This is a genomic window from Paenibacillus sp. FSL F4-0125 (genome assembly GCF_038008565.1).
Taxonomy (GTDB): Bacteria; Bacillota; Bacilli; order Paenibacillales; family Paenibacillaceae; genus Paenibacillus_AQ.
Map to the genome: position 1 here is coordinate 4,699,105 of NZ_JBBOZJ010000001.1, position 18,424 is coordinate 4,717,528.

Below are 18,424 nucleotides of genomic sequence, written 5' to 3' on the forward strand. Positions count from 1 at the left end.
TACTATATCATTTGACGAACTTTATGACAAACAAAGCGAAGTCGTCCTAAATTTCATGCTCTTCCAGAAACTTGATGTCAAAATTGCCATCCAAAAACACTGGATGCTCCAACAGTTTCTGATGGAAAGGGATCGTTGTGTGGATTCCCTCCACCGCAAATTCAGCCAAGGCGCGCTTCATCTTTGCAATCGCTTCCTGACGTGTAGGTGCCCATACAATCAGCTTTGCAATCATAGAATCATAGAAAGGGGAAATCGTATACCCAGGGTAAGCCCCGCTGTCTACACGAACACCGAGACCTCCAGGCGGCAAATAAAAGCCAATTTTACCTGGTGAAGGCATAAAATTACGCTCTGGATCTTCCGCATTGATACGGCATTCAATCGACCAACCATTAATTACGATATCTTCCTGTGTAAAAGACAAAGGATTGCCTTCTGCAACAGAGATCATTTCCTTGATCAGATCCACTCCCGTAACCATTTCAGTTACCGGATGCTCCACCTGGATACGAGTATTCATCTCCATAAAGTAGAACTGTCCATCCGGACCAAGCAGGAATTCAAGCGTTCCCGCTCCCGAATAGTTTACAGCGAGTGCTGCACGAACTGCAGCATTACCCATCGCTTCACGAATATCCGGTGTGAGTACAGAACAAGGAGCCTCTTCAATCAGCTTTTGGCGACGACGCTGTACGGAACAATCGCGTTCACCTAAATGCACTACATTACCATGTTTATCTGCAATAATTTGAATTTCTACGTGCTTCATACCTGTGAGGTACTTTTCCAGATATACGCCAGCGTTACCGAACGCCTTTTGCGCTTCCTGTTGTGCAGCAGTGATCTGCTTCACCAATGATTCCTCGTCCTCAGCAATCCGAATGCCCTTACCCCCGCCACCTGCGGTAGCCTTAATGATAATCGGGTATCCGATATCACGGCCCAGCATGACGGCTTCCTCAACATCACCTACGAGGCCATCTGAGCCCGGGATGATCGGAACGCCAGCCAGCTTCATGGTTTCCTTCGCCACAGCTTTATCACCCATACGGTTGATTGCATCTGGAGATGGCCCAATGAAGATAATATTGCAAGATTCACAAATCTCTGCAAAATCTGCATTTTCAGCTAAAAATCCATAACCAGGATGGATGGCATCACATTCTGTTAAGGTGGCTACACTCATAATATTTGTAAAGTTCAGATAGCTGTCCTTGGACGGCATCGGACCGATGCAGTAAGCTTCATCAGCCAACCGGACATGCAGTGAATCCCGGTCGGGTTCCGAATAGACCGCGACGGTGGAAATGCCCAGTTCTCGGCAGGCCCTAATAATGCGGACCGCGATTTCGCCGCGGTTGGCAATCAACACTTTTTGAATGTTCATGCGTTTCCTCCCAAAGTTTTGCGAAGCTTCCGCTCCATAAGTAATCTGCGGTATTTATTCCGGTTTAACCAGGAATAGTGGTTGACCGTATTCTACAAGCTGACCATTCTCGGCCAGTACGGACACGATTTCACCTTTAATCTCCGCTTCCAGTTCATTCATCAGCTTCATCGCTTCGATAATGCATACCGTAGTTTTCTCACCAACACGGTCTCCAACATTAACAAACGATGGCATTTCCGGAGAAGCGGCACTATAAAACGTTCCCACCATTGGAGATACAATTTTATGTAGTTTGCCTTCTGCGACGGCTTGTGGCTGCTGCGCTGGAGGAACCTCACTGATTACTGGATAAGGCACTTGCTGCACGCTCTGCGGCTGCGGGGCAGGCGTAAAGGGATAGGCATTATAAGGAGTCGCCTGTACTGCTGTTCCATCAGCTTCAGGGCGATCCGGTTTGCGAATTGCAAGCTTCATTCCTTCGCTTTCGATCTCCAACTCATGTACAGAGGAGGTCTGGTCCAGCAATTTAATTAATTCCTTAATTTCGCTCAACTTGAACATACATTAGTTCACTCCTTCAGCTTTCTCTCGAAGCCACTTCTTAAGCGGACAAGATAACTTTATGTATTATATCATAAACACTAGAAATGGAAAGAGCCCGGGAGAACCCGAGCTCTTTCGTCATTTTTCCTAGAATTTCACGTCTTATTATTTCTCGGAAACGTATTGAACACTAACTTTATCCTGAGACACACTCAGTTCCTTCATCACGAGATCAACGATACTAACCGCTTGTTTCACATCCAGCTTGTCACTGAGTACGACTACTTTATAGCTGTCTCCAGCTTCTTCCTTCACGATGGCTTCTCCATATTTTTGTTGAAGCTGTTCTTCGATGCCCGTAATTTTAGATTCTTTTTCTTCAAGGTTAAGGAGTTGTTCTTGAGCAACTGCGTTGTCAGCAGGCGTCTTCTCCATATCGTTAATCAAAGCGAGTAAGTCTTGTTGGCTCTTTAGGTTCTTTTGCTCACGTTCATACAGGTAGTTAGTGAACATGCTGCTCGCCGATACACTTTGTGAGGCTACTTCATCCAGGATTTCTTTATCATTCTTAGCAGGGGTTTTGGATGTTGTAGTAGCCGCTGTATCCTTAGCTGCCGTATCCTTAGTTACTGTATCCTTAGCTGCTGTGTCCTTAGTTGCTGTGTCAGAAGTTTTACTGGAGTCTTTTGCAGCAGTGTCCGTCGAAGCTTTCTCAGAGTTACCGCTGTCTGCTGCAGCTTTACTGCTATCATCCTTAACCGCTGTAGTTGCACTGTCATCAGTAGTTGCAGTAGCTGCACTATCGTCAGTGGCTGTAGCGTTATCTACAACGCCTCCATCAGCAACAACATCTCCTTGACTGACCACTTCGTTCACAACGATACCTTTGTCGCCAACCGTTGGTAATGCTGCGTTTGCTGTATCTTTTTTCAAGGAGTCTACCTGCATAGTTCCTGCTGTGTCTTTTGGAACCGATGCACCTGAATCTTCAGTAAATAAATAGTATGCCGAGAGTACAACCATCAAACTGAGCATAGAAACCAACCATATTGTTTGTCTTTTGCCGTTCATTCTTTATTCCTCCTAAAATTTAATCTAGTGGCTGCTTCGGAAGCACTCACTTCTTGACTTTCTCCTGCTACTCTTGTTTGCGTGGTACTACTGAAATGCGCTGAATCGGTACATTCAAGCCTTTCTCAATAGCCTGCTCTATGAGTCCACGGACAACCTTGTTCTCTGCCCCTTTGGCAACTACCAGCACACCACGGACCTGAGGCTTAATCCGCTTCGTCACAATAGGTGTCTCATCGCCCGATTGCGAGTAAGTTACGATTTCGCCATCCCTTGTATATTGTGTCGTGTGACGTTTACCACCACTGGCATCCGTCTCCTCACTAAGTTGCTGGGAGTCGTTCATATTGCGCACCACAACAATTTCTTCTGTTGACTCCACGGTAACCATGATATCGACTGTACCGACACCGACGATTTTCTCCAAAATCTCCTTCATTCGATTCTCCATCGCCAGTTCAATGCTGTCGAACGAATTGGATGTTGTTGGATCACTCTGAACCAGCGCCGTTTGGGAGGACTGATTCAGCGGCGGCTCACGCCCTGTATTCTCGTTATCAATCTTCTTCACATTGACGAAGGAATTAAACAGCATTATCGCTGCGCCCAGCAGGCCTAAGATGATCAGCCAGCGAAAAGTATGACTTCTCTTCGGACTGCCAGCCCCGCCCCCAGCCCATTGCTCCAGCTTTTTCAGCCAATTGCCCACGCTTATCCCTCCTAAAATTGTTAGTTTAGAAGCTGCAGACTCATAACTTGACGTTATTCACAACGCCGCCATCCACTTGGATTACTTTGGGATCCAAATCCCATTTTTGTTCCAATAGCTTTACGATGGATTCCGTTTCACTTGAAGTTTTGTTATCTTCTGATACATTTCCGTTTACTGCTTTCGGTTCATCTGCTGATGCTGATCCATTCTCTGGATTTGCACCGATTTTCACTTCAACAGGCTCTACTGGAGCGATAGCAATTGGTGGAGCAGCCGCTGTGCTGGAGGTTCCGGAAACCCCTATGGGATTACCTGTCGCCGAGGACATCGAGACCTTCACTGCGGAGATAACAGGAATATCCTCGTTACCAGAACCGCCGGATTTCGCCATACTGAGCGTTACAGCGACGTTAACCCCGCGTTTGCCGGTCTCGCTGATAATTTGCTCCCTCATTTGTTCAGCAACCTCTTCAGCCGCCAGCTTGAGGCTTTGATCCTGACGCCCCTGCGCAAGCTTTTGCCCATCAGCCAGAATCTTTTCCAAAGAAGGATCTCCGCTTCCCCCTCCTGTGAACAAGCCTCCCTCTTTCTCCTGCCGCCCCATGGCTATACTCAGCTCGGCTATTGCGTCACCTTTCAGGAGAGAAACGATTGGGCTAAGCATGGTAAGTAGGATCAGGAGGCTCAGCACCAGCCTCGCATAACGCTCCATAGATTTACTCGGAAGGAGCAACTCAACGAACGATGCTAACAATACGACAAGAATGATCTCCCGCAGCCATCCTCCTAACCAGCTCATCTTTTCCTCCTTAAAGTTTTGTCAGTATAACCTTCAGTGAAATCACTTCGTACAAAACTCTCTTCGAAAGCACCCGCTAAGTTTTGTCAGTATAACCTTCAGTGAAATCACTTCGTACAAAACTCTCTTCGAAAGCATCCGCTAAGTTTTGTCAGCATACCCTTCAGTGAAATTACTTCGTACAAAACTCACTTCGAAAGCACCCGCTAAGTTTTGTCAGCATAGTCACCTCATCATGACGGTTAAATTGCCTGCGGTTAGCATGATCGTGACGGCCATAAAAAACATTAACGATACGGCTGCCAAAGCTGCGAATACGTACACCATGCTTTTTCCGATCGTCTGTAAGCAGACCACAATCGGCGTCTCTCCTAAAGGCTGCATTACAGCAGCAGCAACATTGTAGATCAGAGCAAGCACCAGGATTTTGATCGCTGGAAAAGCACATAAGAACAAAATGATAATGACACCGGATAGCCCAATGGCGTTCTTCACCAGAAGTGAAGCGGAGATCACTGTGTCTGTGGCATCCGCGAACATTTTTCCGATGACCGGAACAAAGTTGCCTGTGATATATTTAGCGGCCCGAATCGTAACACCATCTGTCACTGAACTCGTAATTCCCCTGACTGAAATCACACCGAGGAACACAGTGAGCAGTACGCCTAGCAATCCAGCCCCGATATTTCTTAGCAGATTCGCCAATTGAGTCAGCTTGTATTTCTCCGACAATGCACTTACGAGATGCAGCACAGCAGAGAAGAATAATAGTGGAAAGACAATGGTGTGAATCAGAGTACCTACGGTATGAATCATAAAAACAATCAGTGGATGTGTGACCGAGACGGTAACGATGTTCCCCATCGAAGCCAGCAAAGCGAACAACAGCGGAATCATAGCCATCATAAAATCAATCATCCGGTCGATAGCATCCTTCGCATAACCGATAGCAACATTGAAGCTGTTCACGGCAATCACTAGCACCACCATATAACAGAGCGTATAAGCCACCTTGCTGACCGTTTTTCGCTCAAAAGCGGTTTGCAGCGTCTCCAGTATCATGCTGAGCACACTGACCATGACAATCGTGACCAGCAGCCTCCCGTTGTACAGCACCTCATGCCACATAAATCCAAGAAGTCCTGATAACACACTCTGCAAGCTGAGTCCCTTATCCCCCGGAAGCAGCATGTCCATAAGCGAAGGTGTTGCCCCGTCTGGAAAAAAACCTCCGTAATCCTTCATCAGTTGATCCCAGTACGACTCCACCTTATCCGTTGGCAAATTGCTCACCTGACCCTTGACCCACTGGTCTACTGGGGAGGAATTCCCTGATCCAGGTGCTGGAGTTGCTAGAGAAGCTATGGCCACCTGAGCTGTACCTGCAAACCATAGAATGAAGAGAAAGGGGAGCAGCAGCAGTATTATTTTTAATTTTGGAGGACGAAAAACACTGCGCTCTTGCATAACTTCTCCTCCCTAATCGTTGCTTGGCTTAATTCAATCGCTTTAAGCAGGTAGCAGCTTCATGACCGTTTCAATAATGATGCTGATAATAGGTACAGCTAGTACCATAATCAGGACTTTTCCGGCGAGTTCTATTTTGGAAGCAATTGATTCCTGTCCTGCATCGCGCACGATCTGTGCTCCAAATTCAGCGATATATGAAATCCCTATAATTTTGAACACGGTCTTTAAATAGATCATTTCCATCCCCGATGACTCTGCCACCCGCTCCAGTGTGGACAGAATCATTCCAATCTTGCCGATTAGAAACAGAAAGATCAGAATCCCAGTGGCAGTAGCGAGAAGGAAGGCGAACATCGGTTTTTGTTCCTTCAGTACGAGAATCAATATGGTCGATATCAGCCCTATTCCAACAACTTGAATGATCTCCATAGCACGCCTATTGAAAAAGAAAGATCGTTTTTATTTCCTGCAGCAGTCCGTCCAGCATTCGGATAACCATAAATAGCACGACGACGAACCCGATCACGGTGACCCAATGTGCGAAATCTTCTTTTCCCATCTGTTTAAGCACCGTGTGTATCATGGCGATAATTATGCCAATGCCGGCAATTTGAAAAATCGCATTGACTTCAATATTCATTCCTGGCACCTCGCTAAAAGATCAAAATGACGATCAATGCTCCAAGCAGCAGACCCAGGCTTTTACTCAACTTTTCATATTTGCCTTGATCCTCTCTGGCCACCGACTCCTCCTGCTTCAATTGCTGCAATGCTAACGCGATATGAGTGCTCTGGTTCGACCTATCGCTTGTGCCGAGAGTACAACTGAGCTGGCGGAGAATCTCTTTTTCTGTCCCCTTCATTGCGGTAGTCTTCCAATGCATATCCATAGCCCTCTGGATGGCATCCTGGGCACTTCGGTCATGGGGCGGGCTCATCTCTTCAGCTGTTTTAACAAACAACGTCTTGAGCGGCTCCTTAGACTGAATCCCAATACGCCGCATAGCTTCAGGCAATGGGGTAAAGCCATACATAATCTCTGTCTCTAGCCGCTGTAGCGCTGCTATTAAACCTCTAATATGTCTTGGCCTGTCTGCATATTGTCTTGCAAATTGGAGCCCTGCCAGCGTACCAGCCAGCACAATTAGCACGGCACCGAATAGCTTAAGCATGTAAATCACCGCCTAATCGATCCCCGGGAGAGATAAGCAGCAATCCGCGTTTCTGCCCATCCAGAATACGAAAGGTGAGCCCCGCTTCTGAACGATGCAGAATGACGTATCTCTCGAACATCTTTTGTTCCAATAGAGCCCCTAGTCCCGGTCTACGAGCCAGTTCTATTACCTCTTTGCCGTGAGCCGAAGCAACGACTGATATTCCAGCATGCAGTGCTTCGGTTACCGCATCGGCGTCTTCAGGACGACCAATCTCATCCGCGATCAATACATCCGGTGACAAGGACCGAATCATCATCATCATGCCTTCTGCTTTGGGACAACCATCGAGAATATCTGTACGCGGACCGACATCAAAGGCGGGAATTCCGCGTCTGCTTCCGGCAATCTCAGAACGTTCATCGACAATCCCCACCTTCAAACCGGGTCTTCCGCTTTCGCGCTTCCCCAAATCGCCTAAAGAGATTTGTCTTGCGATATCGCGAAGAAGTGTTGTCTTACCGTGCTGTGGGGGCGAGAGGATCAAAGTGTGCATCATTCGATGCCTCCCCTTGTCCAGCAGATAAGGGAGCACCTTATCCGCGACACCGGGAACCTCACGGGCTATGCGGACATTGAAGCTTGTAATGTCTCTTAGATGCTCAACACCCCCACCACTCAAGACCGTCCGACCAGCAAGTCCTATTCGATGGCCGCCAGGAATTGTTATAAATCCCTTTCTCAGCTCTTCTTCCATCGTATATAGTGAATGGTTGCTGATCAGATCTAGCAGTCTATGACTGTCCTCCCGATCCGGCCTATAGGCTTCTTCCGGTCTTTGTGTTAAGCTGCCATTTGCTCTAAGAAAGTGATATTTACCTGAATAGTTAATTTCAAGCGGACGACCTTCACGGACCCGAATCTCTTCCACCATTCCAAGTAGCGGAAGGGGAAGGCACTTTAACAGTGCTCTTACTTTTTCAGGAAACAATTGCAGCCAATCATCTACCATACAAAGTACCCCCAAGTTGTCCTCTATCTAATTGCTTTATTCCATATTTATGCTTGTACGCGCTCAATATGCCTATCATCTATCATTTTTTTAGAATCCCGATTAAGAGAAAGGCTACACCGCAGCCCACCCAGCCCAGTTTGCTCCAGGACAACTGCTGAGCCATTCCTGTAAGTCCGATCGCTGTCGTCAATATCAAGATCGTTGGTCCTACCAAAGCCAGTCCAGAATTGACTGCGAGTGCCTTATCTACTTGATTCAATCGCAGCATAATTAGCGCAGCTATAATCTCCGCACTACCTGAGAACATTCGAAGAATTGCCATCCAACTTACATACTTGTCCAATCCACTCCACTCCTAACTTTTACAAATTCAAACCAAATGATATCGAGGGCTTGTTTGTCTTTCTCTTATCCATGGATATGCGATAATTACTCACTTTAGACAAGGAGAAATGACAGATTTGCAAGTCCCGCTGTGAAAGAGTTCATAGTACGCCCCTATATAAATAAATATAATCAGTACGATAAAATTATTTTTTACGAACACTTCCATCTGTGGTATCCTTGTTAATTGGAAATATAGTGGGTTTATATTTTCAAAAAGAGCAGACTATAAAGACATTAGAAAAAGAGGGGATTTGTGTCATGCAAGTTCGAAGTTACGGGTTATCGCCATCTATGCGTACCGTAGTCAGACCACTTAAGGAAGTAGCTATTATTATTTTTTCAGCCTTTTTAATTGCAAGCGGGATGCGAATGTTTCTAATTCCTCATCAGCTTCTGAGCGGTGGGGTAGCAGGGGTTGCCTCGGTCGTCGGTTATTTAACGGATCCGAAGTACATCTCCAAGCTTTATTTTGTAATAAACCTTCCTTTAATTGTCTGGGGATTTATTGCAGTGGGAAAAAAATACATCTTACTAAGCTTGCTTTCTGTCGTGGCTACAACCTGGTTCATAACCATTATTCCTGAGGTGCAGTTGACCAAAGACCCCATTCTGGCAAGTATTTTCGGCGGTGTAATTATTGCTGGCGGTGTTGGTTTTTCTCTCCGTACAGGGGGCTCTTCGGGGGGATTTGATATATTAGGCTCGATTATTTCACGTAAACGGGATATTCCGATGGGGAATATTATGTTCTTAATGGATGGTATGGTTATTCTGAGCTTAGGCTTCTTTAAAAGCTGGGACTCCGCTTTGTACGCTATGCTCTGTATTTTTGTGAAGAGTAGAGTAGTCGATATGATCCATATTCGCCATGTGAAACTGACCTGCTTCATTGTTACTAAAGAACGGGAGAAGATGTTAAATCGTCTTAGAGAGTTGCCCCACGGCATCACTGTCGTCGATGCAGAAGGTGGATACAGTCATGAAGGAAATACCATGCTCATGACGGTAACGACTCGATATGAGCTTGCTGAGCTGCGAAAGACTATAATTAATACGGACCCAAGTGCGTTCGTTAATGTACTAGAAACTGTTGAGATTCAGGGCAGATTCAGACGATTAGGTTAATTTCAGGGACTTACCTCCCGTGTTGGTATATAAATGAAAAGGAACGCTGCAGATTAAATGCAGCGTTCCTTTTCATTTATATAGGTTGCTATTTGTTTATTTTTTGCTAGCGGAAATATACCAGTCGTTCACTTCCTTAGTAATTTCATCACCGCCAGATTTCTTCCAGTTGGCCACCATCGTATCGAATTCTTCGATAGGGGATTGGCCATAAATGATCTTGGAGTACGTTTGAAGTACCAATTTCTTCAACAACTCATTTTTGGATTTCATGGTTTCGGTCAGTGGTCCTTGGAAGTAATTCTTCATACGAATATCCTTCTGCTCCAAAACAATCTTCATGGCTTCAATATTCTCCGGTTTACGAACTGCAGCCGTTGCAATCTCATACGGTGTTTCAGGCGTACCACCGTTTGCCAGTTTATTCATCGTCTCTGCGTACAATCCCGGCTCACGAGCACCGTCAAAAGTAAGAGAGTAGTAGATCGGTTCAACTAAATGTGTCCGGTCGCCATAGCCTGGGAATAGATCCGGATATTTCGCTGGGTCCTTAACTACAGTACCATCTGCTTGCTTGGCATAATCATAACCTTCAGCAAAACCATTTTCGAAAATGCCGCCCTTTTGCGGATTTGCCCAGTTATCGAATAAGAAGTTATAATAACGCAGCAATGCTTCTTGATGCTTCGAATCCTTATTGATCAGCATCCATCCGTTAACAGACGGGTTACCACTTTGTGTACCAATTTTGCCATCAGGACCTGCAGGAATAGCATAAGCTTTATATTTTGCACCAGGTACGTTGTTCAGCAGATCCCCAAACGGCCAGTCAGGAAGCCAGTTGCGGCCTACAATTGCACCCGCTTGACCTTTAGTGAATTGTTCGTAACCACCATTTTCATCGACAAGACCTGCATCTTTAGTGATATAACCTTTTTCCATCCACGTCTTTAGTGTAGAAAGTGCTTGCTTCGCACCTGGATCGATCGAACCGTAGCTCAGCGTACCATCTGCATCTTTGTTCCATTGTTCTGGCATTGTGCCGAAATCACCGAACAACCAGCTGATGTCAGCAATCCAGTTTAAGTAAGTGTTTTTGAAACCGGTTGCGAGACCAAGCGTATCTTTCTTACCGTTGCCATCAGGATCTTTGTTTACAAAAGCGTCCATGATGTTCTCGAAATCGGCTAATGTCTTCGGAGCCTGCAGACCCAGCTTATCCATCCAATCTTGACGCAGCCAGAGGACCATGTCGTCATTATAAGCGTAATCCAAAACCGGAAGTGCCATAACTTTGCCATCGCGCGTTACTGGAAGCAATGTATCCGGATTGAGCTCCATACCCTTCTTGTATACATCTCCAGCATATTTGTCAATCAAACCACCGACATCTGTAAACTGTCCGGAGTCAATCAACATATTCACCGTTTCCATATCACCGCGGTAAGTGATTACGTCCGGCATTTTATCACCGGAAGACAACATAAGTCGAATCTTCGTTTGATAGGCTTGGTTGGTGTCGGTGACAACCCAATCATATTTTACATCAATGCCCAGGTTTTCTTTCATGTAAGTGTTAAGAACGTTATTCTCCATACTCTCGCCGGTCTTGTAGTAATAGTTGTTGCCAATAGCCTTAACCGTTGTAAGTGTGATTGGTTCAACATATTTACTGCCATCCCAACCGGTTTCGTCTACATTACTTTTTGGCTGTGCCGTATTATCAGTAGTGCTGTTTTCTTTCTTTGTCGCATCGTTTGAAGCCGCCGGACTGTTGTTATTATTGCTTGAGCAAGCCGCCAGACTTAGCGCCATTACTGAAGCCAGCAATATGTTGCTTATCCGTTTGTATTGCATTTTCTTCTTTTCCCCCTAGATCGTATTGAGAGCGCTTCCCCCTGCTCCACATATCAAACTATAATTCTCGATGAAAAATTTGGAAATACCCGATATTTGGTGCTGATACTAATTTTTTTATCTTTTTACTATTACTCTTTAATCGCTCCTAATACTATCCCCTTCACGAAAAACCGCTGCAGGAATGGATAAATCAACAGTACTGGTAGCATGCCTATGAAAATCTGTGCAGCTTTCACTGTCCGTTGAGAGATATTCAGCAGATCACGGGGATTCGCAGTCAGCTTACTGAAGTCCTGCGATACTATAACCGTCTGTAGGAACGTGGCAAGCGGATAATTACGGTAATTGTTGATATATAATAAACCATCAAACCATGCGTTCCAGCTACCAACAACCGAGAATAACGACAATGTGGCAATGGAAGCCATAGCCAATGGAAGATACACACGGAATAACACGGTAAAGTGTCCCGCTCCATCAATCAACGCAGCCTCCTCCAGCTCTTTAGGCGTAGCCTTGAAGAAATTCATGAGCAGAATCATATTAAATACTTGCACTGCACCCGGCAGCACAAGCGCCCAGATCGTGTCCATCATGTGTAAATTCCGCACGACCATATATAAGGGGATCATCCCGCCTGTGAACAGCATCGTGAAGACAAAATACCAAGCGTAGATGTTACGGCTTTTGAGTACTGACGAATCCTTCGATAAGGAATAAGCGGCAAGGGTAATCACGCTCATGGTCATAAATGTACCCAGAATCGTCCGCCCCACTGAAATAAAGAATGCCCGCAAGAAATTGGGATTGTTCAAGGTTTTGGTATAGGATTCGATATTAAAATCGACTGGCCATAGTCCGACCAGATGAGCATTAGCCGGTGCGCTTGCACTGAAGCTAATTGCCAAAATATGAATAATCGGTAGGATACAGAGTAGTCCAGCTATGACAAGTATGCAATAGTTAAGTATTGTGAACAACTGGTATCCTCTTGTTTTGTAATACATCCCTGAACCTCCTAGAATATTTTATAGTCCGCCAATTTATAGGCCACTCTGTAACCCACCACTATGAGTAAAAAGCCAACCAATGATTTAAATACACCAACAGCAGTAGCAAAGCTATACTGGCCATTTAATATACCTGTTCTGTACACAAACGTATCAATGATATCGCCTTTATCGTATACAAGCGGGTTATACATATTAAAGATTTGGTCAAATCCAGCGTTAAGAATATTACCGATAGCCAAAGTGGCAACGACAATGATGATGGGTACAAGTGACGGAATCGTTACGCTTAGTGTCTGTCTCCAACGGTTCGCACCATCAACCTCCGCCGCTTCATACAGCGATGGATTGACTCCTGCTAACGCTGCCAAATAGACAATCGTGCCATACCCAAATTGTTGCCACACATCGGTCACTACCACGATAAAACGGAACCAGTTGCCGCTGGCCAGAAACAGAATAGGTTCAATGCCAAACCAATTTTGCAATACAGAGTTAATCATCCCGTCGGCGGATAACATATCCGTCAAGATGCCTCCGAGAAATACCCAAGAGATGAAATAAGGTAAGTATACGAGCGTTTGTACCGTTCTTTTGACCGAATTTCGCCGGACTTCGTTCAACAGAAGCGCAAATGTAAACGGCACGATGACATTCAATATAATTTTCAAACCGGCGATCAGAACGGTATTAATAATAACTTTCTTACTGTCCGGGTATTCAAACATAAAACGAAAATGTTCAAGTCCAACCCATTTTGATCCCCATATCCCGTCATAAGGCTTGAAGTCTTTGAAAGCGATCACAAGTCCTCCAAGTGGCAAATAACCGAAGATGAACTGTAGCACAACAGCAGGTATCAACATTACATGCAGTGGCCATGTTCGTTTAAGGAATCCTTTCAGCCAGGGCCGCGAGACCAATGTGCCTTTTACATTCATCTTTTTTGCTGTTTCCATCCCCATAATCCTCTCTACCATCATTTTTTTAGGATTGACATCTGCAACATCATCCTGCAATAGTAAGTATACAATCGCCTTCTAAGGTCGTCTGCGCCGATAATTTTGGAACAATGCCTGATTTTTTGTTTCCTTACTTTCATGAAGTGAAGGAGTCGCAAGCATGAACACACGCTTTAATACATTTACAAAAATTATCTCTTTGGTCCTGATTCTACTAATCCCACTCGTGGGACTATATTGGTTCTCCAACCAGACAAGTCTGCGTGTAGTCTCGGACGAAATTGAGAAATCGATGTACAAGGATCTTACATACTTTGCCGTGCAGACTGACAATGTCGCTGCGCAGCTCTCAAAAGGCGGACTCATCCTCAGCGAAGATATCAATGTGCGCGCGCTCGAATTCATCGAAATTATGACACTGTACGAGCAAACGAATGAAAAGCTCAAAATTGATGACAAGCTGAAACTTGTAATCGCTTCCTCAACTTGGGATACAACACTCAGCATCTATGCCCCCGACACACGAACTTTTGTATCCTCCAATGTATCCAATGTGTTTGACAACGATCAGCTACGGCGCAACTTCTCTCGGACTTGGAAAGTAACAAACGATGTTCCCTCCTTCTATCGCGGACAGCAGCGCTTTGTTCGTCATATTACCGAACCCTTTAATTCCTCCTTAGATCAGGCAAAGCTGATTGTGGAATTGAGCTTTCCTGCCACGGATTTGATCAAGGCACTGGATCGTTTCAAGAAAGGTGGAAAAGGCGATCCTTTCTTTATTTCATCCGATCATAGTGTGATACAGGCCATAGACGCTGATCATAAGCTACAGAAAGAGCTGATTAAACAGATTGATTTGAAGGTTCTCGCAAAACATCCGTTCACACGCCTTACACTATCCGGAAGCGAATACGCGGTCAGTTGCGTCTGGATGCCGGAGCTCAGACAGTATCTGGTGGATTATTTGCCGATTCAGGATGTAGTACGGCCGATTACAACGAATAGTTATTTATTCTACAGCTCGATTTTCTTCCTGCTTGTAGGCAGTACTATCGCAGCATACTTCTTGTATAACACCGTTCAAGTCCCTATTCGTGAGCTTATTCGTGGGGTCCGCAGGGTCAAACGGGGAGATTACACAACGATCAATGTGTTGCATCCAAATAATGAATTCCACTTTCTACTGGTCAGCTTTAATGATATGGCCACCCAGATTGAACAGCTTATACAGAATGTTTACCTGGAGCAGATAGCTTCAAGGGACGCAAACCTGAAGCAGCTGCAATCACAGATTAATCCGCATTTTCTATACAATTGCTTCACACTCATTCGAAGTCTGACGCGTCTAGGTGAGAAAGAGACGGTTATGCAGCTAACGATGCACCTCAGTAAATACTATCGCTACACGACCTATTCAGAGCGGCAAACCGCTGAACTGAAAGAGGAAATTGATTTGATTCAAAGCTACCTAGCCATTCAGTCCATCAAAGTTCAGGATTTAAAATACGAAATTGATATCCCTAGTGATTTTGCAGATCTTAAGCTACCGCGTCTTATCCTTCAGCCACTGGTTGAGAATGCCGTGTTGCACGGCATAGAACCTGTCGGCTGCGGAAGTATTCATATCAGTGCCTATGTCACCGAAGAGTATAATATTATCGCAGTGCAGGATGACGGGATTGGTCTTACGGAAGAAAAGCTTATCTCATTACAGAAGCAAATTGCTTTTCCGCCTGTCGAAGATAAGGGCTGTGCATTATGGAATACACGGCAGCGAATACAGCTGCAGTTCGGGAAAGAAGCCGGGCTGCGGATTATCAGGCGGGAGGAAGGCGGCGTTGAGACCCAGCTGTACTGGCCAAATCAGTCAGATTACGATAGTGCCTCATAACTGGCATACATCGAGGAGGAACGTGAAATGCACCAACTGTTAATCATAGATGATCAGACCGCACTTGCAGATGATTTAGCTGATATGCTCCCATGGCACGAAATAGGTATCGACATTGTTCATAAAGCCTACTCTGGACGTGAAGCGCTTGAATTACTCTATGAACATTCGATTGATGTCGTTGTGACTGATATCTGCATGCCGGGAATGTCAGGACTCGATCTCATAGCCGAAATTAGACGTAACTGGAAACACACTAAATGCATTCTACTCACTGGATTTGCCGATTTTGAATATACCAAACAAGCACTGAAGCTGAGATCCAGTGATTATCTACTTAAACCAGTTGAAGACGAAGAATTAATGAGCGCCGTACGCAAAGCACTAGACGAGCTTGAGCAGGAGTGGCAGGAGATCATTTCGATTCAAAAAATTAATTATACTTTAAGAGAGCAGCTACCTAAGCTGCGGGAATATCTGCTGCGGGATCTGATTACCGGCAAGCAGGACCCTGCCATCGGTCCACTTTCCAAAAAACTTCAAATGTATGAAGCCCCCATTGTCCTAGGTGCTTCCTACAGCATAATGTTGCTTAGGATTGACACAACTGAAGGCGAGTACGATCAAAGTGATGAGACACTCATTGAATATGCATTGACTAACATTGCCGCTGAGCTGTTCGGTACCCGTATGATGCTATGGCATTGTACAGATATGCATGGATTTATCGTCTGCTTGCTGTCAGACAAGCCCCACCTAAATACGATGGAGCCTGCAAAGATAAGCGATGAAGAAGACCTCGACGTCTGGATTGAAACACAAGCGTTTCAGCTCCAGCGTGCGGCCAAATCTTATTTAAAGGTGGGCGTATCTGTTCTAACGAGTAAAAGAGGCCAATTCCCGCAAGACATCCGGACCAATTATCAGTCTTCACTGGCGAGTTTCAGGCATTTCATCGGAAGAGATACAGAATTGTTCATCTCACTGGCCAAGGAACCGAACCGCGGTGAAATGCAACAACTGAATGAACTCTACCTAACGCCGACTCTCGGCTTGCTGCTGGAAATGGGTCAATGGGAAGCAGCCAACGAGAAGCTGGCGGCAATCCTGAAAGAACTGGAAGAAGAATGGCGAGACTCGCAAGAGCATATCCTTGAAGCTTACTTTGCCATTGCCTCTTCCATTTCTTCTCTTATTCATCGCACCAAAAAATGGCTGGCCGACACGATCGGTGAAGATTTCTACACCGTTACTAGCGGTCAGCCTATGCAAACAGTAGATGAGCTGCGCAACTGGAGTGAACGTGTCATCGCCAGCTACCGTCGCTCGGTCAGCAGTGTGGAGAAGGATTCCCGAAACTCGATTATCCGCAAGGTTCAGGAATACATAGCGCAGAACCCAGGTACAGCTTCGCTACAGACTATCTCTTCAAGTGTTTATCTGAATCCATCATATCTCTCGAAGATATACAAACTTGAGACTGGTGAGGGAATCAATGAATATACGCTTCGTGTTCGTATGGAGAAAGCAATCACCTTACTGGAGCAATCACCTGAAAAAATCTATGAAATTTCATCTTTACTTGGCTATCAGAAGCCCAGCTACTTCATTCATCTATTCAAGAAGCATTACGGCATAACGCCGCAGGAATATCGCAACAAACTCGGTTTATAAACCAAAAAAGGGATACCGTGCAGCCACATGGCTGTAAGGCATCCCTTTTTATTTACTCAGCAGCTCTTATCGGCGATCCTTAGGACCTCCGACGAAAGCCTGCTCTGTTGAATCAAGATTGTAGGCGGTATGAAGCGCCTGAATGATTGAAGGCAAATTGCCTGATTCAATGACGCAAGATACTTTGATCTCAGACGTACTTACCATCTTGATGCTTACACCCTCTTGGGAGAGTACATCAAACATTTGAGCCGCAACCCCTGGATGGCTGACCATACCCGCACCAACGATGGACACCTTCACCAGGTTATTCTCAGACGTAACTTCACGGTAAGGCAACGTTTTATGAATTTGCTTAATTACTTCTTTCGCACGATCCAGCTCATCAAGAGAGACCGTAAATGAGAAGTCAGCCTGCTCATTTTGTACACCGCTTTGTACAATAATGTCAACGTTAACGCCCTCTTCAGCCAATTTGCCGAAGACTTGAGCAAGCACGCCCGGAACATCAGGCACTCCTAGAATACTTACACGTGCTACGTTCTTGTCATACGCAATACCACTTACTACGACTCCTTGCTCCATGCTTGCTTCCTCCTTCACAACGGTACCTTCATTATGATTAAAGCTCGATCTGACGACCAGCTTAACTTGATGACGCTTAGCGTACTCCACTGCACGTGGATGTAGTACAGCTGCTCCCAGATTGGCAAGCTCTAGCATTTCATCGTAAGAAATTTCCTTCAGCTTACGCGCTGTCTTCACGATACGTGGATCTGTGGAATAGATTCCATCAACATCGGTATAAATCTCGCATACGTCTGCTTCAATCGCAGCAGCCAATGCTACAGCTGTTGTGTCCGAACCTCCACGTCCTAATGTGGTGATCTCACCTTCCACAGTCATTCCTTGAAAGCCTGCAACGATCACGATCTGGTCACGTTCCAAAGACGCTAATACACGACGTGGGTCAATTTCATTGATACGAGCTCTGCCGTGAGTTTCGTCTGTCCGGAACCCGGCCTGCCATCCTGTATAAGAAACTGCATTCCGTCCGATCCCATGCAGGGCAATAGATAATAGAGCGACGGAGATTTGTTCACCTGTCGTCATCAGCATATCCATTTCACGTGCGGGCGGCTGCCCGTTTAATTGCTTCGCCGTATCGATCAAATCATCTGTTGTATCCCCCATTGCAGATACAACCACAACGCAGCGATGTCCCTCATCTTGCTTGTCTGCGATGCGCTTAGCGACGCGTTTCATACGTTCAGTGTCGCCGACGGAGCTGCCTCCGAATTTCATAACATAAAGTGACAAAGTCCCATTCACTCCCCATATCGGTCTATGTAGTT

The 18,424-nt window shown here is 45.5% G+C and carries 18 protein-coding genes; 3 read left to right on the forward strand and 15 right to left on the reverse strand.

Features of this window, described 5'->3' with window-relative positions; genetic code table 11:
* Positions 1-46: 46 nt before the first annotated feature.
* The 11 genes from accC to NST74_RS21050 all read right to left on the reverse strand — a co-directional run bounded on the left by accC (position 47) and on the right by NST74_RS21050 (position 8,500).
* Positions 47-1,390 (reverse strand): acetyl-CoA carboxylase biotin carboxylase subunit, encoded by a 1,344-nt coding sequence (gene accC, locus NST74_RS21000; protein WP_341114243.1) that lies wholly within the window; start codon positions 1,388-1,390, stop codon positions 47-49.
* Positions 1,391-1,444: 54 nt separating this feature from the next.
* Positions 1,445-1,954: an acetyl-CoA carboxylase biotin carboxyl carrier protein gene (gene accB, locus NST74_RS21005; protein WP_042129818.1), complete on the reverse strand. Its 510-nt coding sequence runs from the start codon at positions 1,952-1,954 to the stop codon at positions 1,445-1,447.
* A 147-nt stretch (positions 1,955-2,101) separates the two neighbouring features.
* A complete protein-coding gene (locus NST74_RS21010; protein WP_042129821.1) occupies positions 2,102-3,007 on the reverse strand; it encodes a SpoIIIAH-like family protein in 906 nt (301 codons plus the stop codon).
* Between the two features lie 67 nt (positions 3,008-3,074).
* Positions 3,075-3,716 carry a stage III sporulation protein AG gene (gene spoIIIAG, locus NST74_RS21015; RefSeq protein ID WP_042129823.1) on the reverse strand — a complete coding sequence of 214 codons (642 nt, stop codon included), beginning with the start codon at positions 3,714-3,716 and terminating at the stop codon, positions 3,075-3,077.
* A gap of 40 nt (positions 3,717-3,756) precedes the next feature.
* A complete protein-coding gene (spoIIIAF, locus tag NST74_RS21020; RefSeq protein WP_341114245.1) occupies positions 3,757-4,518 on the reverse strand; it encodes a stage III sporulation protein AF in 762 nt (253 codons plus the stop codon).
* 225 nt (positions 4,519-4,743) lie between these two features.
* Complete coding sequence (gene spoIIIAE / locus NST74_RS21025) at positions 4,744-5,985, reverse strand: stage III sporulation protein AE (RefSeq protein WP_341114246.1); 1,242 nt, start codon at positions 5,983-5,985, stop codon at positions 4,744-4,746.
* Between the two features lie 42 nt (positions 5,986-6,027).
* Entirely contained in the window at positions 6,028-6,417 is a 390-nt protein-coding gene (gene spoIIIAD, locus NST74_RS21030; protein ID WP_042129828.1) for a stage III sporulation protein AD, read from the reverse strand.
* A gap of 7 nt (positions 6,418-6,424) precedes the next feature.
* Entirely contained in the window at positions 6,425-6,628 is a 204-nt protein-coding gene (gene spoIIIAC, locus NST74_RS21035; protein WP_036682849.1) for a stage III sporulation protein AC, read from the reverse strand.
* Between the two features lie 13 nt (positions 6,629-6,641).
* Entirely contained in the window at positions 6,642-7,160 is a 519-nt protein-coding gene (spoIIIAB, locus tag NST74_RS21040; protein ID WP_341114248.1) for a stage III sporulation protein SpoIIIAB, read from the reverse strand.
* Complete coding sequence (gene spoIIIAA / locus NST74_RS21045) at positions 7,153-8,154, reverse strand: stage III sporulation protein AA (protein WP_341114249.1); 1,002 nt, start codon at positions 8,152-8,154, stop codon at positions 7,153-7,155. Before spoIIIAA ends, spoIIIAB begins: the two co-directional genes overlap by 8 nt.
* An 82-nt stretch (positions 8,155-8,236) precedes the next feature.
* A complete protein-coding gene (locus NST74_RS21050) occupies positions 8,237-8,500 on the reverse strand; it encodes a YqhV family protein (protein ID WP_375103510.1) in 264 nt (87 codons plus the stop codon).
* A 302-nt stretch (positions 8,501-8,802) separates the two neighbouring features.
* Between NST74_RS21050 and NST74_RS21055 the strand changes: the two genes are divergently transcribed.
* Complete coding sequence (locus NST74_RS21055; protein ID WP_341114250.1) at positions 8,803-9,669, forward strand: YitT family protein; 867 nt, start codon at positions 8,803-8,805, stop codon at positions 9,667-9,669.
* A 96-nt stretch (positions 9,670-9,765) separates the two neighbouring features.
* Here NST74_RS21055 and NST74_RS21060 read toward each other — a convergent pair whose 3' ends face one another.
* From NST74_RS21060 to NST74_RS21070, 3 genes are all read right to left on the reverse strand, one after another.
* Entirely contained in the window at positions 9,766-11,526 is a 1,761-nt protein-coding gene (locus NST74_RS21060; RefSeq protein WP_341114252.1) for an extracellular solute-binding protein, read from the reverse strand.
* A 131-nt stretch (positions 11,527-11,657) separates the two neighbouring features.
* Positions 11,658-12,536, reverse strand: a complete 879-nt coding sequence (locus NST74_RS21065; RefSeq protein WP_283908428.1) for a carbohydrate ABC transporter permease — start codon at positions 12,534-12,536, stop codon at positions 11,658-11,660.
* Between the two features lie 11 nt (positions 12,537-12,547).
* Positions 12,548-13,480 (reverse strand): ABC transporter permease, encoded by a 933-nt coding sequence (locus NST74_RS21070; RefSeq protein WP_341115941.1) that lies wholly within the window; start codon positions 13,478-13,480, stop codon positions 12,548-12,550.
* A gap of 181 nt (positions 13,481-13,661) precedes the next feature.
* On the opposite strand from NST74_RS21070, the gene NST74_RS21075 reads away from it, so the two are divergent.
* Positions 13,662-15,395, forward strand: coding sequence for a sensor histidine kinase (locus tag NST74_RS21075; RefSeq protein WP_341114255.1), 1,734 nt, complete (start codon positions 13,662-13,664; stop codon positions 15,393-15,395).
* 27 nt (positions 15,396-15,422) lie between these two features.
* Positions 15,423-17,069, forward strand: coding sequence for a response regulator transcription factor (locus NST74_RS21080; protein WP_341114256.1), 1,647 nt, complete (start codon positions 15,423-15,425; stop codon positions 17,067-17,069).
* A gap of 66 nt (positions 17,070-17,135) precedes the next feature.
* Here NST74_RS21080 and NST74_RS21085 read toward each other — a convergent pair whose 3' ends face one another.
* Entirely contained in the window at positions 17,136-18,389 is a 1,254-nt protein-coding gene (locus NST74_RS21085) for an aspartate kinase (protein WP_341114258.1), read from the reverse strand.
* Positions 18,390-18,424: the final 35 nt, after the last annotated feature.